At 63.2% G+C, this 23,324-nt stretch carries 18 protein-coding genes and 2 pseudogenes; 8 read left to right on the forward strand and 12 right to left on the reverse strand.

Annotated features, from left to right (window positions below):
* Positions 1-199: 199 nt before the first annotated feature.
* Positions 200-1,012: a glucose 1-dehydrogenase gene (locus B0G57_RS00345; RefSeq protein WP_018438561.1), complete on the forward strand. Its 813-nt coding sequence runs from the start codon at positions 200-202 to the stop codon at positions 1,010-1,012.
* Between the two features lie 43 nt (positions 1,013-1,055).
* Here B0G57_RS00345 and zwf read toward each other — a convergent pair whose 3' ends face one another.
* Positions 1,056-2,531: a glucose-6-phosphate dehydrogenase gene (zwf, locus tag B0G57_RS00350; protein WP_026229277.1), complete on the reverse strand. Its 1,476-nt coding sequence runs from the start codon at positions 2,529-2,531 to the stop codon at positions 1,056-1,058.
* A gap of 435 nt (positions 2,532-2,966) precedes the next feature.
* Between zwf and B0G57_RS00355 the strand changes: the two genes are divergently transcribed.
* The 5 genes and pseudogenes from B0G57_RS00355 to B0G57_RS00370 all read left to right on the forward strand — a co-directional run bounded on the left by B0G57_RS00355 (position 2,967) and on the right by B0G57_RS00370 (position 5,843).
* Positions 2,967-3,986, forward strand: a complete 1,020-nt coding sequence (locus tag B0G57_RS00355; RefSeq protein WP_018438563.1) for an extracellular catalytic domain type 2 short-chain-length polyhydroxyalkanoate depolymerase — start codon at positions 2,967-2,969, stop codon at positions 3,984-3,986.
* A 203-nt stretch (positions 3,987-4,189) separates the two neighbouring features.
* Positions 4,190-4,342, forward strand: coding sequence for a hypothetical protein (locus B0G57_RS31230; RefSeq protein ID WP_018438564.1), 153 nt, complete (start codon positions 4,190-4,192; stop codon positions 4,340-4,342).
* Positions 4,343-4,726: 384 nt separating this feature from the next.
* Positions 4,727-4,912 (forward strand): annotated as a pseudogene (locus B0G57_RS00360) (cupin domain-containing protein); the annotation flags it as partial.
* A gap of 1 nt (position 4,913) precedes the next feature.
* Positions 4,914-4,988, forward strand: a pseudogene (locus B0G57_RS00365) (carboxymuconolactone decarboxylase family protein); the annotation flags it as partial.
* A gap of 132 nt (positions 4,989-5,120) precedes the next feature.
* Positions 5,121-5,843, forward strand: a complete 723-nt coding sequence (locus tag B0G57_RS00370; RefSeq protein WP_018438566.1) for a GNAT family N-acetyltransferase — start codon at positions 5,121-5,123, stop codon at positions 5,841-5,843.
* A 93-nt stretch (positions 5,844-5,936) separates the two neighbouring features.
* On the opposite strand, the gene B0G57_RS00375 is transcribed toward B0G57_RS00370, so the two are convergent.
* The 8 genes from B0G57_RS00375 to B0G57_RS00410 form a co-directional block, all read right to left on the reverse strand.
* Positions 5,937-6,536 (reverse strand): LysE family translocator, encoded by a 600-nt coding sequence (locus B0G57_RS00375; RefSeq protein WP_026229279.1) that lies wholly within the window; start codon positions 6,534-6,536, stop codon positions 5,937-5,939.
* A gap of 82 nt (positions 6,537-6,618) precedes the next feature.
* A complete protein-coding gene (locus B0G57_RS00380) occupies positions 6,619-7,251 on the reverse strand; it encodes an RBBP9/YdeN family alpha/beta hydrolase (protein ID WP_020565960.1) in 633 nt (210 codons plus the stop codon).
* Positions 7,252-7,378: 127 nt separating this feature from the next.
* Positions 7,379-9,049, reverse strand: a complete 1,671-nt coding sequence (locus B0G57_RS00385) for an ABC transporter substrate-binding protein (protein WP_051089942.1) — start codon at positions 9,047-9,049, stop codon at positions 7,379-7,381.
* Positions 9,050-9,303: 254 nt separating this feature from the next.
* Complete coding sequence (locus tag B0G57_RS00390) at positions 9,304-11,370, reverse strand: family 2A encapsulin nanocompartment cargo protein cysteine desulfurase (protein WP_018438570.1); 2,067 nt, start codon at positions 11,368-11,370, stop codon at positions 9,304-9,306.
* Complete coding sequence (locus B0G57_RS00395; protein WP_018438571.1) at positions 11,345-12,277, reverse strand: family 2A encapsulin nanocompartment shell protein; 933 nt, start codon at positions 12,275-12,277, stop codon at positions 11,345-11,347. Before B0G57_RS00395 ends, B0G57_RS00390 begins: the two co-directional genes overlap by 26 nt.
* A 182-nt stretch (positions 12,278-12,459) precedes the next feature.
* Positions 12,460-12,705 carry a helix-turn-helix domain-containing protein gene (locus tag B0G57_RS00400; RefSeq protein WP_018438572.1) on the reverse strand — a complete coding sequence of 82 codons (246 nt, stop codon included), beginning with the start codon at positions 12,703-12,705 and terminating at the stop codon, positions 12,460-12,462.
* Positions 12,702-13,730, reverse strand: a complete 1,029-nt coding sequence (epsC, locus tag B0G57_RS00405) for a serine O-acetyltransferase EpsC (RefSeq protein WP_018438573.1) — start codon at positions 13,728-13,730, stop codon at positions 12,702-12,704. The genes B0G57_RS00400 and epsC overlap by 4 nt, the downstream gene beginning before the upstream one ends.
* A gap of 140 nt (positions 13,731-13,870) precedes the next feature.
* Positions 13,871-14,338, reverse strand: coding sequence for a rhodanese-like domain-containing protein (locus B0G57_RS00410; RefSeq protein WP_102606761.1), 468 nt, complete (start codon positions 14,336-14,338; stop codon positions 13,871-13,873).
* Between the two features lie 300 nt (positions 14,339-14,638).
* Between B0G57_RS00410 and B0G57_RS00415 the strand changes: the two genes are divergently transcribed.
* Positions 14,639-15,466, forward strand: coding sequence for a MetQ/NlpA family ABC transporter substrate-binding protein (locus B0G57_RS00415; protein WP_018438575.1), 828 nt, complete (start codon positions 14,639-14,641; stop codon positions 15,464-15,466).
* A gap of 138 nt (positions 15,467-15,604) precedes the next feature.
* Here the strand turns inward: B0G57_RS00415 and B0G57_RS00420 are convergent, their stop codons facing one another.
* Complete coding sequence (locus B0G57_RS00420; RefSeq protein ID WP_018438576.1) at positions 15,605-16,381, reverse strand: hypothetical protein; 777 nt, start codon at positions 16,379-16,381, stop codon at positions 15,605-15,607.
* 323 nt (positions 16,382-16,704) lie between these two features.
* On the opposite strand from B0G57_RS00420, the gene B0G57_RS00425 reads away from it, so the two are divergent.
* On the forward strand, positions 16,705-19,149 hold the full coding sequence (locus B0G57_RS00425; protein ID WP_018438577.1) for a M48 family metallopeptidase: 2,445 nt from the start codon (positions 16,705-16,707) through the stop codon (positions 19,147-19,149).
* A 36-nt stretch (positions 19,150-19,185) separates the two neighbouring features.
* Here the strand turns inward: B0G57_RS00425 and B0G57_RS00430 are convergent, their stop codons facing one another.
* Both B0G57_RS00430 and B0G57_RS00435 read right to left on the reverse strand, forming a co-directional pair.
* The gene (locus B0G57_RS00430) at positions 19,186-21,204 is read right to left on the reverse strand and encodes a hydantoinase B/oxoprolinase family protein (RefSeq protein ID WP_026229280.1); all 2,019 of its coding nucleotides are present in this window, start codon (positions 21,202-21,204) and stop codon (positions 19,186-19,188) included.
* Between the two features lie 20 nt (positions 21,205-21,224).
* Positions 21,225-23,267 carry a hydantoinase/oxoprolinase family protein gene (locus B0G57_RS00435; protein ID WP_018438579.1) on the reverse strand — a complete coding sequence of 681 codons (2,043 nt, stop codon included), beginning with the start codon at positions 23,265-23,267 and terminating at the stop codon, positions 21,225-21,227.
* Positions 23,268-23,324: the final 57 nt, after the last annotated feature.

Genomic DNA, 23,324 nt, shown 5'->3' on the forward strand with positions numbered 1-23,324 from the left:
CCGTAAGTTCGTTTCGAAGCCTGCTGCGGTTACAGCGCTTGATCAGCGTTCTTCTGCTTCTCGATGAAATCCTGTGCGGCAGGGGCCGCAGCGGGTACCTGTACGCCTGTGACGTGGTACCGCACCCTGGCCCATAGGTTGCGAACAAAGCTGATAGTCCACGTCGGCTACACGCCGTGTTCAGCAAGCGAGGCGAAAAATGGGCGAAAGCAACACGACCTTGAAGGGGCAGGCGGCGCTCGTGACGGGCTCGAGTTCAGGGATCGGCGCCGCCATCGCGCGGAAGCTGGCGCAATGCGGGGCCTCGGTCTGCGTCAACTTTTACAGCGGTCCGGATCGGGCCAATGACGTCGTACGCTCGATTGTGGCCGAGGGCGGCCAGGCCTTCGCCGTACGCGCCAATGTCGCCGACGAATCAGAGGTGCGGCAGCTATTCGAGCAGTGTGCCGCCCGCTTTGGCCGGCTCGACATCGTCGTGGCAAATGCCGGAATCCAACGCGATGCGGCCCTCGCCGACATGACGCTCGATCAATGGCGCACGGTAATCGATGTGAACCTGACGGGCTATTTCCTGGCCGCCCGCGAAGCCGTCCGATATTTCTCTCGTCAGCGCGTCGATCCTTCAGTTTCGCGCGCCGCGGGAAAGCTCATTTTTATCAGCTCGGTTCACGAGTTGATACCGTGGGCTGGCCACGCCAACTATGCCGCAAGCAAGGGCGGCATCATGCAGCTGACGAAGAGCATCGCACAGGAAGTCGCGCCCCAACGCATTCGCGTCAACGCGATCGCGCCGGGCGCCATCAAAACGCATATCAATCGATCAGCGTGGGAACAGCAGGATGCGGCCGACCGGCTGTTGCAGCTCATTCCCTACAACCGAATCGGAGAACCCGATGATGTGGCCGAGGCAGCGGCTTGGTTGGCGTCGGATGCGGCGGATTACGTGGTCGGCACAACGCTCTTCGTCGATGGCGGAATGGCGTTGTACCCCGGTTTTGCGACAGGAGGCTGAGGCCTGCCGGCTCACGCCGCTTCGCGACCCGCCTCGGCGACGCTCAAACATCCTCGGCCCATGCGATGTTCTCGCGTGCAACCAACGCCGACGATGCCGCTGGCCCGTAAGTGCCGGCGAAATAGCTGCGCGGCTTGTCGCCGAGTGATTTCCACTCGTTGAGGATCGGCTCGGCCCAGCTCCAGGCTGCTTCGAGTTCGTCGCACCGCATGAAATGCGTCAGTCGTCCCCGGATCACGTCGATCAGCAGGCGCTCGTACGCTTCGGGCCTGCGCCCGGTCATCGCCTGCTGAAGGTCGAGATTCAGGCTCACGGGCAGGACGTGCATGCCGCTGCCCGGCTCCTTCGCGAGCATCTGTAATTGGATCGATTCTTCCGGCTGGATCTGAATCACGAGGCGGTTCGCGTGGCCGTATGGGCCGCGCGGAATGATCGAAAACGGCATGTCGGCGAAATCGATGACGATCTCGGAGCGTCGCTCCCGCATGCGCTTCCCGGTTCTCAGAAAGAATGGAACGTTAGCCCAGCGCCAGTTGTCGATTTGTGCTCGCAATGCGACGAAGGTTTCCGTCCTACTGCCCGCCGGTACGCCCGCCTCGTCCTGATACCCCTTGACCGTCTCGCCGTCCACGGCGCCGGCGGCATACTGGCCGCGCACCGTATCGCGGGCAATCGTCTCGGCCGTCATCGGCCGCAGCGAGCGCAGCACTTTCAGCTTTTCGTCGCGGACAGCATCCGGATCGAGCGATACCGGCGGCTCCATGGCGACGATGCAGAGCAGTTGCAGCAGGTGGTTCTGGACCATGTCTCGCATCGCGCCCGTTCCGTCGTAGAACCCCGCCCTGCTCCCGACACCGACGGACTCCGCGACAGTGATCTGCACGCTCTTGATATGCGGCGCCTGCCATAGGGGCCCGAAGATCGAGTTGCCGAAGCGCAAGACCATCAGGTTCTGCACCGTCTCCTTGCCGAGATAATGGTCGATTCGATAGATCCGGTCTTCCGAGAAGTGACGCCCGACCGCCGCGTTGATCGCCTTCGCGGACGCCAGGTCGTGCCCGAGCGGCTTCTCGAGCACAACGCGCGCACGCTCGTCGACGAGCCCATAGGCGGCGAGGTTGTCGCAGACCGTTTCGAACAGGCTCGATGCGGTCGCAAGATAGAACACACGCAACGCGTCGCGGCGCGTCGCCGCGACGAGACGCTCGTAGTCGGCCGCGACGCCGATGTCGACACAGGCGTAATCGAAACGGGCGAGGAAGCTTTCCCAAGTCCGTGGATCCAGCGCGTGAGTGTCGACAAACGGACGCGAACGGTCCTCGATGAACTTCAGGTACCGCTCGCGCGTCCAGTCGCTGCGGCTGACGGCAACAATGCGCGTGTCGGCAGGCAGACTGCCGTGCAGATGCGCCATGTAGAGCGCCGGAAGAAGCTTGCGCGCCGACAAGTCGCCGGCGCCGCCGAAAATGACCATATCGAGGGAATGGTCGGGCGCAAAAGAGGATGCGGGAGTGCTCATCGTCGTCTGTCGGGTGAATCCATCCTGGTCAATGAGGGACCGAGCACGCCTGTCAGGCGCGCTCCGAATATTTGCGTCGTCAGCCGCGTAGATTAGCAGTTTTGATCAGTACTCCTGAGATTGCCTGGCAGCGACTATCGATCGCTGCCAGGCAGACTGAGGTAGCAGAAGGCCTCGCGCCAAAGGAGCGATTCTTGCTACATATCGCACGCCGCAATCATCGATCAGCTACTGCCGATAGCTTCGATCAGGAAGCCTCAGGCGGAAGGCTGAAACGGCCAGTAGTTCGACGGGCGGAGCGACGAAGTTGCCAGTCTTGTTGCGCGCGAAGAGGAGACGACAATGAAAACGATGGCGGTAGGCCTACGGTTAGCGTCCGCAATGGTATTGGCGATCGCCCTCGCTGGGTGCGGGGGTGGTGGGGATTCGCCCAGCATGGATGTCGGCGCATCCGCACGTGCTGCAGCCAAGGTCATAAAACTTCAGCGCTACCAGATCGACCCGGCGAAGGTCTTCGTTGCCGGCATTTCGTCTGGCGGTTTCGCGGCAGTGCAGATGCACGTTGCCCACTCTTCGACTTTCAAAGGGGCCGCGATTTACGCTGGCGGGGTGTACTGGTGTGCCGGCGCGGGCGGAGCCGCGACAGCGTTGGCAAACTGCGGCGGTTTGACGCTTCCGTCGAATCAGGCGTCGTACAACAGCACGCTCACGGAATCCGAGGCGTATCTGGACACGCAATCGTCCCTCGGCACCATTGACCCATCGACGAATCTGCGCGGGCAGCCCGTCTATCTCTGGTCTGGCACGCAAGACGAAGTCGTCAATCCGCTCGAGATGGCCGACCTCAACTCGGAGTACCAGCATTACGGGGCCAACGTTCGCTTCGATAATACGTTTCCCGCCGAGCATGGCTGGGAATCGCCTGACGGCGAACTTTCATGCGGCACGCTCGGGAGCCCCTACATGATTCGCTGTTCGGTGAACGGGGCCGTCTACGATTCCGTGAAGACGTGGTTGACGATGTTCCTCGGCTCGTTGAAACCGCGCAACGACGGCAAGCTTTCCGGGACGTTGTCCACATTCGATCAAACTGAGTTCGGAGCATCGCAAAACGTTTCGATGAGCTCGACGGGGAGCGTGTTCGTTCCGAAAGCCTGTGCGCAAGGGGACACTTGCGGATTCGTGCTCGCCCTCCACGGCTGTCTGCAGGAGGCATCGCTTATCGGCAACCGCTGGGTCACCGAGGCCGGCATCGATGAATGGGCCGACACCAATAAACTGGTGGTCGTCTATCCCGACACGATGCCGTCGTCAGCGCCGGGGCCGACGAACCCGAACGCGTGCTTCGACTGGTGGGGCTACTCAAATCAATACGACCCGAACTATGCACTCAAGAGCGGCTTGCAGATGTCGGTGCTCTACGCGATGGTGCAGCGCGTGACTGGCCTACCGTAGAACCGTTGGCGGGCGGTTCGAATCGGCGGCTCGCATGTCCTGCCGCCCGACTTCGCCAAGCTGCCGTTGAACACGTCCAGGCCCGGGCTATGCGCCTCAGTGGGATAGAGCACGAAGACCGGTGCTTGCGATGCGATCGCGCTCGACCGGCGACGGGCATATGTCCGGTCTGACTTACCAGGAGCAATGGGATGCTTACAACTATGTTTTTCGTGGCCCTTTTTGCGCTTATTGTCGCCATGCAGCGCGGCATCACCCGCAGGGAAGATGAGAGACTTCGCGCGCAGTTCGACGCTGAAGGCCCGGACAGCGAGCTGTCGCGGCAGTTGATGCGTGCGTCCGGATATGGCGTCTGAGTGATCGCATGAAAAACCCTTGGACAAAGAAGAATCCGTTCTTGAGCATGTGGCTAAGCGGCGCGAACGCGCTGCTCGGGTCGGTTCGCGGCCGGGCTACCGCTGAGGCGAAGCGCCAAATAGCGACCTTTTGGTCGGGTGCGCTTCCCCCGCCGAAACGGAAGAAACGTAGGAGACGGCGTTGAGCTAGCCCGCCGTCCGTGGCCCATGCTGCGCGAGCGCGGGCAGGAGCGGCGCGACCTGCGGCGGTTTTTACGAAAATGCACGCGGCGCGCATTCTTGCATGCGCTCGGGCAGCGGCCTCAGTGAATTCGTCGCATGGGCCGGTAAAGCCGCTCTCGACCCGACGTCAGGGATTATCGGCCGATGTGGCGCTCAATGACAGAAACGCAGGTGGACGATGGACCCAAGCGCGTGTTGCACGCAGGCGAGCGTTTCTACGAGCAGCCAGGAGCGGTGCACCGTGTGAGCCGGAACGCCAGCGCCACCGAGCCCGCCAAGCTGCTTGCCGTATTTGTCGTCGATACGAACGATCGCAACCTGACGCAACCCTTTAAGCAAAGAGAATGAAATGAGCAAACGTCTCGATTACGCACAAATTGCGCCGGCGGGCGTGAAGGCCCTCGGCACCGTTTACGGGTATGTGGCATAAGCGCCAACTCGAGCTATCGGACGCTGGTCCCACCGAATCGATTTACCGTGGCTCTTACTGACCAACCGCGTTTCCCTTATCTTGTCTTCTTAACGAACATGATTGAGCAGTCAACGGGAGAGCGACGTGGAGCAGCGTGTCAACGAATACGGGCAGGCGGTCGGCGAACCGATGCCGAACTGGCAATCAGCCAGGGCACCGGGCGATCAGCCGATAACGGGACGGTATTGCCGACTCGAGCGGGTGAACGTCGAGCGGCACGTGGACGATCTGTACGAGGCTTATCGCGCCGCGCCCGATGCGCGCGATTGGACCTATCTGTCGGTAGGACCATTCGAAAGCCGGCAAGCGTACCTCGACTGTCTCACTGCCCTCGCCGCATCGCCCGACCCGCTGCATTACGCCGTCATTGACCTATCGACAGGCAAGGCCGTCGGCACGCTCGCGCTGATGCGTATCGACAAGGCCAATGGCGTGATCGAAGTCGGCTTCATCGTGTTTTCGCGGCGCCTGCAGAAGACGCCCATGGCAACCGAAGCGATCTTTCTGCTCATGCGGCGCGCGTTCGACGAACTCGGCTACCGGCGCTTCGAATGGAAGTGCGATGCGCTGAACGCCCCATCGCGCAGCGCCGCGGCGCGCTTCGGCTTCACGTTCGAAGGCATCTTCCGCCAGGCTGTCGTCTACAAAGGACGCAACCGCGATACGGCATGGTTCTCGATCATCGATAGCGAATGGCCCCCGCTGCGTGCAGGCTTCGAGGAATGGCTCGATGAAGCGAATTTCGACGCGCAAGGCATGCAGCGGCGAACGTTGCGGGACTGCATCTCCGGCCAGCGCGGCATGTAGAGCGCACTCCCGCGCACTCCGAGCCGACTTGACGTTCGTGCTCAACGGAGCGGACAACGGGAAAGAAACAGGAATGGCGCGTGGGCGAAGCAGCTAGCGAACTGCCGTCCAAGCCACTGTGACGGCAAACGCCGCAAGAACGATAGACGCACCTCGAAGGAGGTACGCCGGCTCCAGCCATGCAAGTCGCCCCTTTCTCAATTGCGCGCCGAATGCCACCCACAGCAAGCCAATTGGAAACAGCAAGGCGATGAAGACTCCCATGACTTCGGTATAGCCAGCGGCGCTGGCGAACGCTTCCGCAGGAAAGAGCGTTCCGCCGAAGAGAACCGCTTTCGGATTCAGTAGCGTTGCAACGAAGAGTGTTCGCATGCCCACGGTTCTCGAATGTCCGCCTGCCAGGTCGAGCGTCGCGCTCCACATGCGAATGGCGAGATAGCCGATATAGACGGCGCTCGCTAAGCGTATCGCCCATGGAAGCCAGGGCAGTTTGTGTGCGAGCTCGAGCAAGAACAACCCCCAAATGGAGATCGCAATCACATACCCGCCGCATTCGGCTATCGTGAGCCCGGCCGATCGGCGAAAGCCATGCTCCAAGCCCGCCGTCGCGAGCAGCGTGTTCGTCGGGCCTGGCATCGCGAGCACGAGGAGCACCGCGAGCAAAAAGGAGGCAAGGCTATGTAAAGGGACCATGCGTTTGCGTTCCACGAAGGAAGCATGGGCAGCTCGCCCGGGCGAAGCAACCGGCATCCCTCGTCGTCGTTAGGCGCCGAGTTTACCCCATCCCGATTGGCAAAAGATTCGTCGGCGCTTCGCGCACATCCGCCTCCTCCACACGGCGCGGGTCCTCGCGCTCGATGAAGTGCGGCGCTGCCCAGTGAATGAGCGTATCGACGAAGTATTTCGCGCGAGGCCAGGCGCCAAAGCCGGATGCCACGTTGATGTGTCCGGCCGGCCCGAGGTTGATGAACGCCGCGCCCCAGGCGCGCGCAAGCGCCCGCGCACCATCGGCCGGCATCCAGGGATCGTTCTCACTGCCCACGACGATCGACCCGACGTTCAGACGCCAGCGGTACAGCTCGTTCTCGACGCCAAAGCGGGTCGGGCTCGCCGGTGCAACGAGCAGGGCGCCGGCCACGTCCGGCAGCCCCTGCCCGATTGCGTGCGCAGCGGCGAGGCATCCGAAGCTGTGCGCCGCCAGCACGAAGGGGCCCCGTTCGGACGAGAGCTGTCGCCGTATCGACGCCGACCACGCTTGCAGATCGGCATCATCCCAGTCGCTCTGCACGATACGGATCGGCCGGGCGAACTGCCGCGCGAGCCATGTTTGCCAATGCGCATCCTCGCTGCCATGCAGGCCCGGCACGATGACAACTCGCGGGGGCCACCGGGTGCTGCACGATGACATGTCGTTTCTCCCGAACCAAGGGTCGAACGCCACGCTACCTCGCATTGGCACGCCGCACAACGAAGAAAAGATGGAATCCAAATCAGCCCGCTGCGTCATGCAGCGGGTTATCGAGCGTGCCGACCGATCAATTCAGCGAAACGCCGTCGAACCGGTGACTACCCAACGGCGAAAGCAACATCCCATTCACCCGCTTCGACACAGGCAACGAGACGATCGAATGGGCGATGGGCGTATAGGGCACCTGCTCTTTGAAGATGACCTGCGCCTGCCGATACAGCGCGGTGCGCTCATCGACGTTTGGTGTCGCCCGCGCCTTGTCGATCAGCGCATCGAACGACTTGTCGCACCACTTCGACACGTTGCTGCCATGCACCGCATCGCAACCAAGCAAAGTACCGAGCCAGTTGTCCGGGTCGCCGTTGTCCCCCGACCATCCGTAGAGGATCGCGTCGTGCTCGCCGCCTTGCTTCGCGCGCCGATTGTACTCACCCCATTCGTAGCTGACGATCTTCGCGCGCACGCCGATCTTCGCCCAGTCCTGCTGGATCAATTGCGCCATGAGCTGAGCGTTCGGGTTGTATGGGCGTTGAACGGGCATGGCCCACAAGGACAAATCGAAGCCGTTCGGGAATCCGGCCTGCGCCAGCAACGCCTTCGCTTTGGCAATATCGCGCGGCGCATCTTTCAGTTGATCGTCGTAGGACCACTGCGCGGGCGGCATCGGATTTGTCGCGAGCCTCGCATTGCCCGAGAACACCGCTTGAATGATCGCTTGCTTGTCGATGGCCATGTCCAGCGCGCGCCGAACGTCGAGCCGATCGAGCGGCGAGTGTTGCGTGTTGTAGGCAACGAAGCCCACGTTGAACCCGATGCGCGAGATCAGTGTGAGCGAGGGATTGCGCTTGACCGTTTCGAGATCGCCGGGACGCGGGAACACAGAAACCTGGCATTCGCCGCCTGCGAGCTTCTGGATACGCGCGGCCGGATCAGGCGTGATCGAAAACACCAGGTGCGCGAGCTTGACGTCCTCCGGGCGCCAGTAATCGGGGTTTCCGTCATAGCGGATCAGTGCATCCTTTTGATAAGAGCGGAATACGAACGGCCCTGTACCGACCGGCAGCTGGTTGATATCGGCCTCCCGATGCGTCGCGCTCAGCTTCGCGGCGTATTCGGCCGAGAGAATCGACGCAAAACTCATCGCCAGATTGCGCACGAAGATGACGTCGGGCTGTTTCAGCCGGAAGCGCACCGTGTAGTCGTCGACTTTGTCGATTGCGTCGATGTTCTTGTCGAAGCCCAGGTCGGTGAAATACGGAAAACTGGCGGGATAACTCTTACGGAACGGATCGTCCGCATGAAGCATGCGATTGAATGTGAAGAGCACGTCGTCGGCATCGAATTCGCGGGTCGGACGGAACCACGCGGTCGTCTGGAACTTGACGCCCTTTCGCAGATGAAACGTATAGGCTCGCGCATCGGCCGAAACGTCCCAACTCGTGGCGAGTGCCGGCTCGAGATCGAGCGTACCGCGTTTGAATTGCACCAACTCGTTATACACCGTGTAGGTGCTCGCGTCGAAATCGGTGCTCGTCGTGTGCTGGCCGGGATCGAAGCCGGCGGGACTGCCTTCGGTGCACACCACCAGCGTTCCCGAAGGCGCCGCCAAAGCCGTCGAAGGTTGCAGCAATAGGCTGATTGCCTGCGCCACGAGTACGCCAAGCGTCAAAGCAAATCGGGATGGGCGCGCAAACGCGCGCTCGATTCGCGTAGAGAACCGATAGAATCGATGCGTCATAAGCATGGTACGAGATGAGATTAGTGCATGACGGCCGCTACCGAAGCTCGACGACTCGCGGGCTTCCCGAAGTATAGTCTTCCGCATCGATGTCGTACCGCCCCGGATGGCAGCGAATGGCGCATGCTAGCCAACGCGCCGCATCGCACGAAGCAACGTTTTCTCATATGCTTTTCGCGCCGACGAGCGCGTGCACGTGCGCACGAGGTCCTTCCAGTGCCAGGGCACACGCGCCCGCGCGACGTCCGCCCTCGTCAACCGCTGCGTGCGGACAACCGCCGGATGACCGACACCATCGCGTCGACTTCATCGCACGTGTTGTAAAACGCGAGTGAAGGTCGCACCGTGGCTTCGAGCCCGAAACGCCGCAAAATCGGCTGTGCGCAATGATGCCCCGAGCGCACCGCAATGCCCTCTTCGTTCAGCGCCCGGCCAACCTCTTCCGTCTCGTAACCCTTCAACACGAACGAAAGCACACTCGCCTTGTCGCGTGCCGTGCCGATGAGCCGGACACCCGGCACCGGAACGAGCCTGCTCGTCGCATAAGCGAGCAAATCGTGCTCGTAGCGCGCGATGTTCTCAATGCCGATCCGCTCGACATACTCGAGCGCGGCACCCAAGCCGACGGCATCGGCGATATTGCCCGTGCCCGCCTCGAAGCGATTCGGCGGCGGCTGAAACACCGTCCGCTCGAACGTCACGTCCGCGATCATGTTGCCGCCGCCCTGCCAAGGCGGCATGTCGTCGAGAATGGCACGCTTGCCGTACACCACGCCGATACCCGTCGGCCCAAAGATCTTATGGCCCGAAAACACGAAGAAATCAGCATCAAGCGCCTGCACGTCCACGCGCATGTGCGATACGGACTGCGCGCCGTCGACCAGTGCCTTTGCGCCCGCACGGTGCGCGAGCTCGACGATCTCGCCTACCGGCACGACCGTCCCGAGCGCATTCGACACCTGCGTAACCGAAACGATTTTCGTCCGGGCTGAAAGCAGCTTGCGGTATTCGTCGAGCAGCACTTGGCCTGAATCGTCGACGGGAATCACGCGCAGCTTCGCGCCCGTTTGCGCGGCGAGCTGCTGCCACGGTACGATGTTCGCGTGATGCTCGAGATGCGACACGATAATCTCGTCGCCTTCACCGACGTTGCTTGCGCCCCACGTCTTCGCGATCAGATTGATCGCCTCCGTCGCGCCACGCACGAAGACGATCTCGTCCGGCGACGCGGCGCCGATGAAACGCTGCGCAATGGATCGAGCATTCTCGTAGGCATCCGTCGCGCGACCCGCGAGTGCATGCGCGGCGCGATGGATGTTCGAGTTCTCATGCGCATAGAAATATGCGAGGCGATCGATCACGGCTTGTGGCTTTTGCGTCGTTGCCGCGTTGTCGAACCATACGAGCTGCTTGCCGTTCACCCGCTCTTGCAGGATCGGGAAATCCCGGCGAATCGCGTTGACATCGAACGGGGGACGAGCAACAGGCATCGCCGGACCTGCGCCACGCGGATCGCGCGTAGCGTGGGCATTGTCGAGGAAGTACGGCGCGGCGCTCTGCTCATGACGATACGGCTCGGCGCTCGTCGAAAAACGGTGAATCGAAAGCATCGAGCGCAGGTCGTCTTCTCCCGGCAATCCGAACGACTGCGGGGTTGCGCCTGCATCTGCGGGCACCGCCACGTCCTGAGCGGGACGTTGCCATCCCTGTTCCGGCGTGCCGACAAAATAGTACGGCGACGGTTGTCCTGCAGACGTGTCGCGCGCCGCAATCGGCGATGTGATCGACTTCGCCCCCTTCGCCGCAGCCGCGGACGACGGTACGTGCGCGTTCAAGGGCGGCACGCCCAGCGCCGCCCCACCGACACGCGGCTCCAGCGCGGGAGCAATCGTCACCATGTTGTCGGGCAAGCCGTTCTGCGCTGCCGCATGCGGTGCAAGCGCGGGTGCGCGATTGCCAAGCGTCAGCACGTGCGTCGGCGCGGCGGGCAGCAGATTTCCGCCCGGCACGCGGCCCGCCGGCAGCGATGCGCCGGGCACGCCCGTGCCTGTGCCGCCCGGCCCTGCGAGCGGCGAGCCGGCCGGCGCCGCGTTCGACATCGCGGGAAGAACGGGCGCTGCGGCAGGCCACGCGGACGGCAGCCCGCCGACGGCGGAAGCACCATCATGCGGCGCGGCCGCGCCCGGCAGCGTCGAAAAGAACGCGTTCGCGAGACGCGTGAGCGTATCCGCGTCGGGCAGCCCCGCCGGCACGGAAGCGGCGGGAATGTCGGGCAGCGCAGCGCCCGTGCGTCCGTTAGCGGTAGGTGTCGGGGTATTCATGGTACTTGCCGATTTCCACATCTTCGAGCACCGCGAGCGCATCGGGCGAATGAACCGCAAGCGAGCAATAGAGCGAGATCAGATACGACGCGATCGCCTGGTTGTTGATGCCCATGAAGCGCACCGACAGTCCCGGGCCCTGCTCGCCCGCGACGCCCGGCTGATAAAGGCCCACCACGCCCTGGCGCTTGTCGCCGACGCGCAGCAGCAGAATCTTCGTCTTGCCGTCGGCGACGGGTACTTTGTCCGACGGGATCAGCGGGATGCCGCGCCACGTGATGAACTGCGAGCCGAACAAATTGACCGTCGGCGGCGGCACGCCACGGCGCGTACATTCGCGGCCGAATGCGGCGATCGCAAGCGGGTGCGTGAGGAAGAATGCCGGTTCTTTCCAGACCTTCGTCAGCAGCTCATCCAGATCGTCGGGCGTCGGCGCGCCCGTCAGCGGGAAAATGCGCTGGTCGTCAGCAACATTCGCGAGCAAGCCGTAGTCGGGGTTGTTGATCAGCTGGCTTTCCTGCAATTCCTTGATCGTTTCGATCGTCAGGCGCAGTTGCTCCTTGATCTGGTCATGCGGGCTGCTATAGAGATCCGACACGCGCGTATGCACGTCGAGCACGGTGCTCACCGCATTGAGGAAGTACTCGCGCGGGTTTTCTTCGTAGGGGACGAAGGTCGTCGGCAGCGTGCCCTCGTCTTCGCGAGCCGTGCACGCGGCCCGCACGGCCTCCGGGTTCTTCACCTGGTTCAAGCGGTAGATGCCCGCCTCGACCGGTACCCATTGAAGCAAATGAGTCAACCAGCGCGGCGTGATCGTCGAAAGCTGAGGTACGGTCTTCGTGGCATTGGCAAGTTGCCGTGCTGCGTTATCGCCGAGCGCGGTCGGGCCGCTCACTATCGTCGACATTCGGTAAGCTCCAGGTCGATAGAAGAAAAACGGGAATGCTTATAACGGCTGAGAATTATCAGGAGCCCGAACGAACCGCTCAACATGCTATAGCCGTCACCGTCCGGCCGAACCGGCAACGCGTGACGGCCCCGCATGCACGCATGCTGGGATACGTCGATTCGAACACGGAGCGCCAGGCTTTAACTGTGATCGTGGACGGGCAGACTCTCGACGCTTGGCGCGGGCAAGAGCGTCGCCATCGAGACACCGAACGCACGTGCGAGCTTGTCGACGGTCACGATGGAGGCAATCGCCATCCCCCGCTCGATTTCGCCGACGTAAGAGCGATTCAGCCCGGCGTGCTCGGCGAGTTCCTCCTGCGACCACCCATGTGCTTCGCGAAGTGCGCGCACGGCCGCGCCGAAATTGCGGACGAGCGCAGTCATCCATGCGCTCCTATCGTCAGTCCCACGGCGATCTCAGACGAACGGGCAGACTCATTGCGCAGGCTGGCCTGCGTGACGTGACTGCCGGGCGCGACGTCGTGCGTGATCCACACGTTGCCGCCGATCGTCGCGCCGCGGCCGATCGTGACGCGGCCGAGTATCGTCGCGCCCGCATAGACGACCACATCGTCTTCGACGATGGGATGACGCGCGAGCCCCTTTTCGAGGTGACCGTCGGCGTCGCGGGGAAAACGCTTTGCTCCGAGCGTCACCGCCTGGTAAAGACGCACGCGCTCGCCGATGATCGCCGTCTCGCCGATTACGACGCCTGTGCCGTGATCGATGAAGAAGCCTGCGCCGATCCGCGCGCCCGGGTGAATGTCGATGCCCGTCTCCGCATGCGCAAGCTCCGCGACGATCCGTGCGAGCAACGGCAGGCCGAGCCGGTACAGCTCGTGCGCGAGCCGGTGATGGATCATGGCGAGCACGCCCGGGTAGCAAAGCAGGACTTCGTCGACGCTGCCCGCCGCCGGATCGCCGTGATAGGCGGCTATCACATCGGTATCGAGGAGCGCGCGAATCTGGGGGAGTCGCTGCGCGAAGGCTTGTACTGCTTTAATGGCGCGAGCGTCGACGACCGAAAGGGAGTCCCCGTGTGGGACGACCGAAAGGGAGTCCCCGTGTGGGACGACCCGAAGGAAATCCCCTTGAGGCGCGGCTCCACCATCCCCCGTCTCCCGTCGCGCAACATAGAGCAGCTCCAGTCTCACCTGCGCGAGCAATGCATGCAACGCGGCGTCGAGCGCATGCGCGACGTAGAAATTCTCGCTGTCCTGACGCAGATCGGTCGGCCCGAGCCGCATCGGAAACAAGACGCCTTTGAGCGCTGTGATCACTTCCGCAAGGGCATCGCGCGACGGCAAATCGCGTCCGCCCGGTTCAATCGCACGCTTTTGTTCGTCGCGCCATCGCCGCCTGACCGCCTGCAGCGATCCGAGGATTTCGTCGATATCGAATAGGGCCACCGCCTCACTCCAATTTGTTCATCGCCGGCGAGCGGCCGAGATAGTTCACGCCTAATGCCGTCCGACCGTCGAGCTACTAATGTGCCGAGCGAGACGGCCCCGCAATACTTATGGGCTGCAATGATCGTCTAGGAGTCCTCCTAGTCCTGCACCCAAGGCAACCCGTGGAAACGCCAGCCGCTTTTGCCGCCGCGATGCTGCGCGTCATCGAGATCGCCTTCGAATCCTTCCAGTACGTTGAACGCCTGCACAAACCCTGCTTTCGCCGCGGCTTCGGCCGCCAGGGCCGAGCGATTGCCGCTGCGGCAGAGCAACAGCACGGCCGCGTCCTTGCCGGCTTTCGCTTCGAGCTCGCGCACGAAGCGCGGATTGCGCGTGAGGCTCGTTCCGGTCGCCCAAGGCACGTGTATGCTGCCCGGCACATAGCCAACAAATTTGCGCTCCTCAGCGGTTCGCACATCGACTAACACCGCGCTGCCTTCGGAAAACAAGGCCCACGCGTCGCGCGGGGCCACGCCGCCGGCATGACCCAACCCTGCCGCCGCCGCCGATTCACGTGCTGTCTCGAGCACTGCTTGGAGCGGCCGTTCTTCGAGCACTGCTGCCATTGCGCCTCCTTTCCGTTCCGCGGCTGATTCGCCGCAAGCCGTCTATAGCCATCAAGAGGCGATGATGCGCTGCCCGCTCGCGAAGGAGAAACAACGAATTTTCATTTCTAAAGCAGCGATAAGCGATATGCGAGCCGTGCGGGCGACCCCATCACGGCATGACGGCATCATGGTATCGGTCGCCGGTGCTGTGACTCGTTGCTTGCGCTGATCCGCGATAACAAAAGCGCTCGATATTGTTTGCGCCGCAACGCGCGTCTTTTTACGATCTCGTGACCTTCACTTCGATCACATTTGCGTATGAAAACAACGAAGACGCTCAAGGCCGCATTCCTGTCCCTGCTCCTGACTTGCGGCATCGTGAGCGCGCAATCGGCGCTGGCCGATGGACAAACGGTGCGTGTCGGCATCATGTCGGGCGAAGACGAGGACGTATGGCGAGTGGTCGCGGCCAACGCCGCGAAGCACGGAGTCACCGTCAAGCTCACGACATTCTCCGATTACACGCAGCCGAACGAAGCCCTCGCCCAACACGATCTCGACGCCAACTCGTTCCAACATAAGCCCTACCTCGACGCGCAGATTGCAGCACGCCACTATGAGATCGTGCCCGTCGGCTTCACCTATGTGCAACCGATCGGCCTTTACTCGCGCAAGGTGCAATCGGTCACCGCGCTGCCGCAAAACGCGACGATCGCTGTACCGAACGACCCGAGCAACGAAGGCCGCGCGCTGCTGTTGCTGCAAGCGAACGGACTCATCAAGCTGAAGCCCGATGTCGGCCTGCTGCCGACGGCGCACGATATCGCCGACAATCCGAAGCAGATTCGGATCAAGGAACTGGACGCGGGCATCGTCGGCCGCGCGATCGACGACGTGGACGCAGCCGTCGTCAATACTGACTGGGCGATCAAGGCCGGCATCCGGATTCCGCAGGAACGCATCGCGCAGGAGAAGGTCGAGCGCAATCCTTATAGAAATTTCATCGCGGTCAATGCGAAAGATGCAAAGGCGCCCTGGGTGAAGGCGCTGGTGGATAGCTATCAGCAACCCAACGTTGCGTCGGCGATCCTGACCGTCTATCGCGGTGCGACACTTCCGGCATGGGAAGGTGCGCCGCAGCACTGAATCCGCGCCTCGGACAAGCGGCGGCTATCGTTCAAGTACGAGCGTTGTTGGCTCTTTGATCAACCTCGATCGTCCCCGTCGGGTCTTGCATGCGGGGACGATACCGCCTGGCACGGCGCGCCGCCAACGCCGGATGGCTTATGACGCAGTAGATTTGCCAGTCTCCCCCAGCCTCGAAAACAAGGCCTTCGCGGGCAGTTTGCTTGCAAGTCGGAGTTGCTCCTTATGCAGTTCGCTGAGCGTCGCGTCAATTTCCTCCCGCGTCGGCTTCAACGGTGCGAGCGCCGAGGCGAGCGCCGGCACGATCTGTCGCACCATGTAACGCCGCGACGTTGATTTGATCTGCCAGACCACCATGGCGAGACCGAGCGCCATGAAGAAGTAAATGCCGTAATTCGAATCTTCGGGCTCGATCATGCCGACCGTCACCGATCCAATAATCATTACGACGAACGCAACCAGTATCATCAGAATGTCCCTCCAATTGACACGGCTCGACGCGAAGTACCGCTCGACCTTGGTCGACAGCGCAATGAATGGATCGCGAATCAATTCCCGGCGCTCTTCCGGTTGCAGAGAAGGCAATGCAGTGCGCACCCGCTCTTCCAGCGCAAGCCGATCGCGCCAAGCCGATTCCAGGTTCGGGTAAGTCTCGGCCATCAGTTCGGGCAACGCCGCGCGCGCCTTCGCCACGCCGGCATAGGTGGACAGTTCGCTTTCGACCGGCGTGCTGCAAGTCAGGCAACTCCGGTGGTACCCCACCAATCGGCCCTCGCCCACGGAGATGTTGTACACGTGGCCCGCTGAGCCGACCCGTTGCAATTTGAACGCACGCGGCTCCCGGCAGATTGGACAAAAGTCCGCCACATAGCCGTGCTTGCGATAGACGAGTTTTCGGCCCCAGAAAATGAACATATATTCTCCCAGTCGTGCGCAGCGCCCGGCATGCGCCTTTCATTGATATTTCACGTGCTCGTCCGAAACGGAATGGCGGCCTATTCTGCCGCATCTTTCTTCAATTCGCGACGTTTTGTGGATTCGGCGTTTCCAACATACAACGCGGAGCGCGTCGAGCCCGGCTGTCAATCGACTGTGAATCGGCTGTTGCAACGGTGCAAATTGACAGATCCCTTAATCCGCGGGCTTCGACAGAATCGATTACTTTTCACATTCAGATGTCATAATCCAGCGCGAGGCAGGCGTCGCTTCGCCGCCAAGTCTGCAACGAGAAAACAAAGATGACGACCCTATACCCGCCCGGGCCGAGCGATGTGCCGGCCGGATTGACGCGCCCGGCCGCTTCATATCAGCGCAATGCATGGTTGGCCGTGACCGGCCTGCTGCTCTTCATCGTGCTTTATTTCGCGCTGACCGCTTGGTTTGCCTTTGCCGGCCTGAGGGGCGCGTTGCGGTTGGCGTTGGATGGCGCTTCGGCGAGTCTGCCGGAGTGGCTCCCCTGCGGCGGCAGCCTGTTCCTGGCGGCTTTCCTGGCCAAGGCGCTGTTCTTCATCCGCAAAGGCGAGCACGCCGATGGCGTCGAGCTGACGCGCAAAGAGCAGCCGCGCCTCATCGCCTTCCTCGAGCAGATTGCCGATGATGCCGGTGCCCCCCGCCCGCATAAGGTGTTCGTCAGTGCCCGCGTCAACGCGGCCGTGTTCTACGACTTGTCGCTGCTCAACCTCATCCGGCCCTCGCAGAAGAACCTGGAGATCGGGCTCGGGCTGGTCAACCTGCTCAACCTGAGCGAATTCAAGGCGGTGTGCGCGCATGAGTTCGGGCATTTTGCGCAGCGCTCGATGGCACTGGGCCGTTGGGTCTATACCGCCCAGCAGATCGCGGCCCATATCGTCGCCAAGCGCGATCTGCTCGATCGCTTCCTGCGCCGTCTGTCGAATCTCGATGTCCGCATCTCCTGGATCGGCTGGCTGCTCAGCCTCGTCGTGTGGGCGTTGCGAGCCATTGTCGACACGACGTTCCGCCTGGTGATCATCGCTCAGCGTGCGCTGTCGCGTGAAATGGAAATGCAAGCCGACCTCGTGGCCGTGTCGCTGACCGGCAGCAACGCGTTGGTACACGCGCTGCACCGGCTGCAAATCGCGGACGATGCCTGGGACCGGACGTTGGGTTTCGTGCGCAGCGAACTCGGCAATCAGCGCCCGCCGCGCGATGTGTTCATCGTGCATCAGGCTATGGCCGACCGACTCAATCGCATCTATAACGACCCGGCGTACGGTCAACGCCCGCGCGTTCCGGTCGAGGGGGCCGCTGCCTTTCGCGTGTTCAATCGGGAGCTCGCGCAGCCGCCCCGCATGTGGGCCACGCACCCGCAAAACCATGAGCGCGAGGAAAACGCAAAACGGACCTATCTGGCCGCGCCGGCCGACGAGCGCAGCGCATGGGCGTTATTCGACAATGCCGAGGAGCTGCGTGAGCGGATGACCGCCAAGCTGACCGGAAACACCGAGCACGCCGCGGTCGAGCCGGAAGTTTCTCTGAAGCAGTTGGACGAGCAGTTCACGCAGGAACACCTCAAGCCGCAGTATCGGGGCATTTACCTGGCGTTTCCCGCGACCCGACAAGCGCGCTCGGCAGACGCGCTGACGGAAGCGGTGACGTTGGCCGCCCCCCTGCACCTCGACATGCTGTATCCGGCAACCATCAGTCAGGATCTGGAGCGGCTGCGCGCTCTGGAGCGCGAGCATGCCCTGCTCTCGTCGCTGCGCGACGGGCGGTACGACGCCCCCGACGGGATCATCCGCCACCGGAATCGGGTGGTGCGGCGCGCCGAGCTGCCGGCCGTGATCGCCGCGCTGGATGCGGAGCGCGCGGCTGTCCGTGCCGCTCTACAGACCGTCCTGAAGACAGTGCGCAGTGCCCATCTTGCCGCCGCCGGTGCGCTTTGGCCGCAATGGCGCGACTATCTCAAAGGCCTGTTGAGCGTGCTGCACTATGCCGAGCACACCGAGGCCAACGTGCGCGATGCGCAGGCGTACCTGTCGCTCTGGAGGCAACGCGCAGCGGCGGGCGGCTCCATCAGCGAGAAAGGCGTGGGACATATCCTGCGCGCGGCCGAATCGTTGCAGCGGGCGTTGGTTCAAGTGTTTCGGGTGGCCGAAGACGTCGAGCCGGGTGCGCCCGTGTTGGCTGCGCTCGGCATCGAAAGCTGGTCTGCCGCATTGGGCCGCTTCGGCCTCAATGACCCTGTACGCGGCAACATCAACGACTGGCTGCGCGTGGTCGACGGCTGGGTTCACCATGCGGCGGGCCGCCTGTCCGCGCTGCGACGCGCCACGCTGGACGAACTGCTGCGCTCCGAGGCGATCGTTGCCGCAGCCCATGCCGCCCCGGGCACAGTACCGCCGGACGCCCCGCAGCCCGCACCGTCCGCGCCAGCAACCTTTGACACGCTGGTCGTCGGTACCGAACGCATCGCTCGCGTGGAGAAGCCGACGTTCTCGGAACGCTTCCGCTCCGCCAACGGCTTGCTCCCCGGCTTCGCGCGCGCCGTCGTCGCGCTCGGAATCGTTGGCTCCATGATGGTATTCGGCTGGACGCAGGGTCGCGTAACGATGTTGCACCACAACGGGTTGGCCCGCGATTCGTCGACGGCGATAGACGGACAGCGTATCGAGGTGCGATCCGGCGGCTCGACCCACTTGAGCTCGCAGGGCGGCCGAGAATGACCCGCGAATGACCTGTTCACGGCCTGGCTCGCGGCCTCAAACGCGCGCGGTATTCAGTTGCGGGTAACTGGAGCAAAGCTCCGCGAAGAGTGCATGCACCAGCCCGGCATAGCCATCGTCGTGCTCACCCTGCGAAGCGATCTCGGCGAGTCGCGCATCGAGCGCTTCGAAGAGTCGATGCTTGATGAAGTAACGCCACTGCACCGGCACACCCGCGAGGATCGACGTCAAGGCCGCATAACGAGCGTGCGTCCACTTCGCCTCGAACGCCTCGCGATACGGACCATACGAGAACGCCGGCACCGCGGCGTCCGCGAGCCGAGCACGCAGCTCATCGCGCAGCCGCTCTGTGCCGGCCGCATTGAGCTCATCGCCGTCGAGCAAGACGCCGTAGACGTCGCGCGCTTCGTCGGCGGTCACATATCCGCGCAAAACATCGTCGCGCACGCGCAGCGCCTCGCGATCGACGGGCCGACCATAACCGCCCGCGCCCGCACCGACGAGGCGAATGACGTCGCCCGGCAGGCAGACGACGAGATCGTTGTTGTCGAGCTCTTCCGCCCGCGGCGTGTCGGGATTACGCGTGAAGCGCGCATTCGCGCCGGCATGCCCGCCGCGCACGCCCCACGACGCGAAACGCGTACGGTCGCGGTTGCGCGCCGTGACGAGCGTGTTCGGCGCGAACACCTTGAATTCCATCACGAGCCCTTGCCCGCCGCGGTACTGCCCGGCGCCGCCCGATCCCGGCGCGACACCGTAGCGCAGGATGCGGATCGGCACCTCGGCCTCGTTGATCTCGACAGGGGTGTTGCGCAAAAACGCATTGTTCGCCCCGGAGCCGTCCTCGCCATCGTCGCTGGGGCCGCCGCCCGCGCCGCCGCCGATCGGCCCGATCGACGCCATGACCGTCGCGCCGTGGCGGTCCATCGTCTTGACGCTGAGAATCGACAGGCCACCCGCGGGACAGGCACCGAGGCGATCCGGCACGGCTCGCGAAAACGCGCCGAAGGTCAGCAGGTGCGTGAGCTTGCAGGTCAGGCTGCGCATGCCGACGGCCGAAGGCGGCAGCGCATTCACGACCGTCCCTTCGGGCAAAATACAACGCGCGACGCGCAGCATCCCCGAGTTCAGCAAGATCTCGGGGTTCAGCGTGTAGAGCACGTAGACGAGCCCAACCAGAGCGAGCGCATGCCGCTCGTGGCCCCCCGTCGGCATGTTCAGCGACGACTGCAACTGCGGATCGCTGCCCGTATAGTCCATCTCCACGGAGCCGTCGCGGATGCGCGCGGTCAGCGCAACGCGCATCGGCTTGCCGTTCACCGAGTCCTCGTCGGCGAATTCCGAGAAAAAATAGTCGCCGTCCGGAATGCCGCGCAGGATCGTGCGTGCCTGTTGCTCGGAATAGTCGAGCAGCGCCGTCATGCCCGCCTTGAAACCGTCGAGGCCGAAGCGTTCGATGATCTCGAGCACGCGCCGCTCGCCCGTATGCAGCGATGCTAGCTGCGCATGCAAGTCTCCTGTGTTCTGTCCCGGCACTCGAACGTTGGTGGCCATCAGCCGGATCAGCGACTCGTCGACCACCCCTTTGCGCACGATCTTGCACGGGGGAAAGCGGATGCCCTCTTGCTGAATCTCGGTGAGCGTGCGCGAAAGCGAGGCCGGTACCGCGCCGCCCATATCGGTGTTGTGAATATGGCCGCCGACGAAGCAGACGATCTCGCCCTCGTGGAAGACCGGCTTCCAGAGCACGATGTCGGGCGTATGCGTCGCGACGAAGCCGCTGTAAGCGTCGTTGGTCATGCCGATGTCGCCCGGCTCGTAGTGATCGATCATGCCGATCACGGAGCTGTAGTCGAGGCCGACATACCAGGTCGCGCCGAGCGTCTTCGGCGACGCGAACGTGAGACCTTCGGGCGTCGTGATCGCGCACGAGAAGTCCTCGGTTTCCTTCACGAACGTGGAATGCGCGGTCCGCACGAGTGTGTACGCCATGCTCTCGGCCGCGGCGACACAGTAGTTCGCGAAGATTTGAAGCACTGCCTTGTCGAATTGCATATGCGATGCTCCGTGCGGATTCATTTGCGATGCGTGAAAACAAGGTTGCCATAGGCGTCGACGCGGCCGCGGAAGCCGGGCAGTACGCTCGTCGTGCAGTCGTCCTGCGCGATCACCGCGGGGCCGTCGAGTTGCTGCCCCGCCTTCAAGTCCGCGCGACGATAAAGCGCCGCGTCATGGAAACCACCGTCCATGTACACGCGGATCGTGCCCGCCGGCACCGGCGGCGCATCGTCCGCTTCGATCGTCACCAGCTTCGGTTTCGGGGTCGCCGCGCTGATCACGAGCCGCAGCGCCACCACCTGCACCTTCGCTCTCTCGTCGCGGTGGCCATACAGGCGCTCATGCTCGCGATGAAACGCCTCGGCAAGCGGAGCGGTGTCGCCGCCTAGCAGCCAGCTCATCTCGAGCGGCGTGTCGATCTCGAACGACTGGCCTTTGTAGCGCATATCGGCCGAAACGAAGACGCTCGCGTCGATGTCGTTGCCGGTCTGCGCGCGCATCCAGTCGCGCGCCGCCGTTTCGAGCGCGCGCACGTCGTCGGCAAGCTGTGCGAGCGTCGTCGTATCGAGGTCGTAATACGTCGTCTTCACGAAGTCGTTGCGGGTGTCGGCAATCAGGCCGCCTAGCGCACTCAGCACGCCCGGGGCGGTCGGCACGACGATCTTTTCCATGCCCAGCGCCCGTGCGAAATAGCAGGCGAGCATCGGCCCCGCGCCGCCGAACGGCAGCAGCGCGAACATGCGCGGATCGATGCCGAAGCGCGACACGATACGGCTCACGCCCGCATACATACCCGAGACGGACACGTCGACGATCGCCTCGGCCGCAGCGTACACATCGATGCCGAGCTTGTGCGCGAGCGCGCCGATCGCGCGGTGCGCCGCGTCGTGATTGACCTTCACGGAGTCGTAGCCGAGGCTCGCATTGCCGATTACGCCGAGGACCACGAATGCATCCGTGATCGTTGCGCGCGTACCGCCGCGGCCGTAGCAGACAGGTCCCGGATTCGAGCCGGCGCTTTCGGGGCCGACCTTCAGCACGCCGAACTCGTCGACCCACGCGATCGAGCCGCCGCCGTCGCCGATCGACGAGACCGACACCGACGGAATATGGATCTGGAAATCGCCAATGTACTCGCCGCTCGCATATTGCGGCTCGCCGTCGACGATAAGCGCGACGTCCGCCGTCGTGCCGCCGATGTCGAGGCTCATGCAGCGCGACAGGCCGCTTTGCCGCGCCACGTGGGCTGCGCCGATCACGCCCGACGCGGTACCCGACAGGATCATCTGCACGCAGTTGCTCTTGCCCGCTTCGGCACTCATCACGCCGCCGTTGGACTTGGTCACCTTCATGTCGGCACCGATGCCGGTCTCGACGAGCGCGCGCTGCAGCGAGCTCAGGTAGTGCGACACTTTGGGCTGCACATAGCCGCCGATCACCGCGGTGGAGGTGCGCTCGTACTCGCGGATGATCGGCCACACATCGCTCGAGCAAGACACGAAGAATCCCGGCATCTCACGCTCAACGATCGCCTTCACCGCGTGCTCATGCCCGGGATTGCGATAGGAATGCAAGAGCGCGATGACGACACCCTCGCAACGTGAGCGTTTCAGTCGATCGATCGCGTCGAGCACGCTGGCCTCGTCGAGCGGCGTTTCGACGCTGCCGTCCGCCGCCAGCCGCTCGATCACGCCGAACACGCGTTCGCGCGGCACGAGCGGCGCGGGCCGCTTCGACAGCAGGCTGTACATGTCGGGGCCCTTAAGCCGCGCGAGATCGAGCACGTCCTCGAAATGGCGCGTCGTGATGAGGCCGAGCCGCAGGCCCTTGCGTTGCACGACCGCATTGACGCCGACGGTGGTGCCATGTGTGAAATAGTCGACGTCGGCGGGCACGATGCCATCGCGCTCACGCAGTTGCTCCATTCCGCGCAACACTTCGCTGCCGGGGCTGTCCGGTCGCGAGAAGACCTTGAGCGTCTTCAGCTCGCCGGTGGCATCGTCCAGCACCGCGAAATCGGCGAACGAACCGCCGATGTCCACTCCGATTCTCAAGCCCATCGATCAATACCCTCGCAAGAAGACCGGCCTTGACCTGCGCCGGACGAGTCACTGCCT

The sequence above is a fragment of the Trinickia symbiotica genome, assembly GCF_002934455.1.
GTDB classification, from domain to species: Bacteria; Pseudomonadota; Gammaproteobacteria; order Burkholderiales; family Burkholderiaceae; genus Trinickia; species Trinickia symbiotica.

What these genes read in the sequence shown, in the direction of transcription:
- zwf (WP_026229277.1), bottom strand. Translation starts at nt 2,531, where the DNA reads ATGAGCACTCCCGCATCCTCTTTTGCGCCCGACCATTCCCTCGATATG.
- B0G57_RS00375 (WP_026229279.1), bottom strand. Translation starts at nt 6,536, where the DNA reads ATGGTCCCTTTACATAGCCTTGCCTCCTTTTTGCTCGCGGTGCTCCTC.
- B0G57_RS00435 (WP_018438579.1), bottom strand. Translation starts at nt 23,267, where the DNA reads ATGGGCTTGAGAATCGGAGTGGACATCGGCGGTTCGTTCGCCGATTTC.
- B0G57_RS00410 (WP_102606761.1), bottom strand. Translation starts at nt 14,338, where the DNA reads ATGGCAGCAGTGCTCGAAGAACGGCCGCTCCAAGCAGTGCTCGAGACA.
- B0G57_RS00395 (WP_018438571.1), bottom strand. Translation starts at nt 12,277, where the DNA reads ATGTCGACGATAGTGAGCGGCCCGACCGCGCTCGGCGATAACGCAGCA.
- B0G57_RS00380 (WP_020565960.1), bottom strand. Translation starts at nt 7,251, where the DNA reads ATGTCATCGTGCAGCACCCGGTGGCCCCCGCGAGTTGTCATCGTGCCG.
- B0G57_RS00390 (WP_018438570.1), bottom strand. Translation starts at nt 11,370, where the DNA reads ATGAATACCCCGACACCTACCGCTAACGGACGCACGGGCGCTGCGCTG.
- B0G57_RS00415 (WP_018438575.1), top strand. Translation starts at nt 14,639, where the DNA reads ATGAAAACAACGAAGACGCTCAAGGCCGCATTCCTGTCCCTGCTCCTG.
- B0G57_RS00345 (WP_018438561.1), top strand. Translation starts at nt 200, where the DNA reads ATGGGCGAAAGCAACACGACCTTGAAGGGGCAGGCGGCGCTCGTGACG.
- B0G57_RS00355 (WP_018438563.1), top strand. Translation starts at nt 2,967, where the DNA reads ATGGATGTCGGCGCATCCGCACGTGCTGCAGCCAAGGTCATAAAACTT.
- B0G57_RS00425 (WP_018438577.1), top strand. Translation starts at nt 16,705, where the DNA reads ATGACGACCCTATACCCGCCCGGGCCGAGCGATGTGCCGGCCGGATTG.
- B0G57_RS00420 (WP_018438576.1), bottom strand. Translation starts at nt 16,381, where the DNA reads ATGTTCATTTTCTGGGGCCGAAAACTCGTCTATCGCAAGCACGGCTAT.
- B0G57_RS00385 (WP_051089942.1), bottom strand. Translation starts at nt 9,049, where the DNA reads ATGACGCATCGATTCTATCGGTTCTCTACGCGAATCGAGCGCGCGTTT.
- B0G57_RS00400 (WP_018438572.1), bottom strand. Translation starts at nt 12,705, where the DNA reads ATGACTGCGCTCGTCCGCAATTTCGGCGCGGCCGTGCGCGCACTTCGC.
- B0G57_RS31230 (WP_018438564.1), top strand. Translation starts at nt 4,190, where the DNA reads ATGTTTTTCGTGGCCCTTTTTGCGCTTATTGTCGCCATGCAGCGCGGC.
- B0G57_RS00430 (WP_026229280.1), bottom strand. Translation starts at nt 21,204, where the DNA reads ATGCAATTCGACAAGGCAGTGCTTCAAATCTTCGCGAACTACTGTGTC.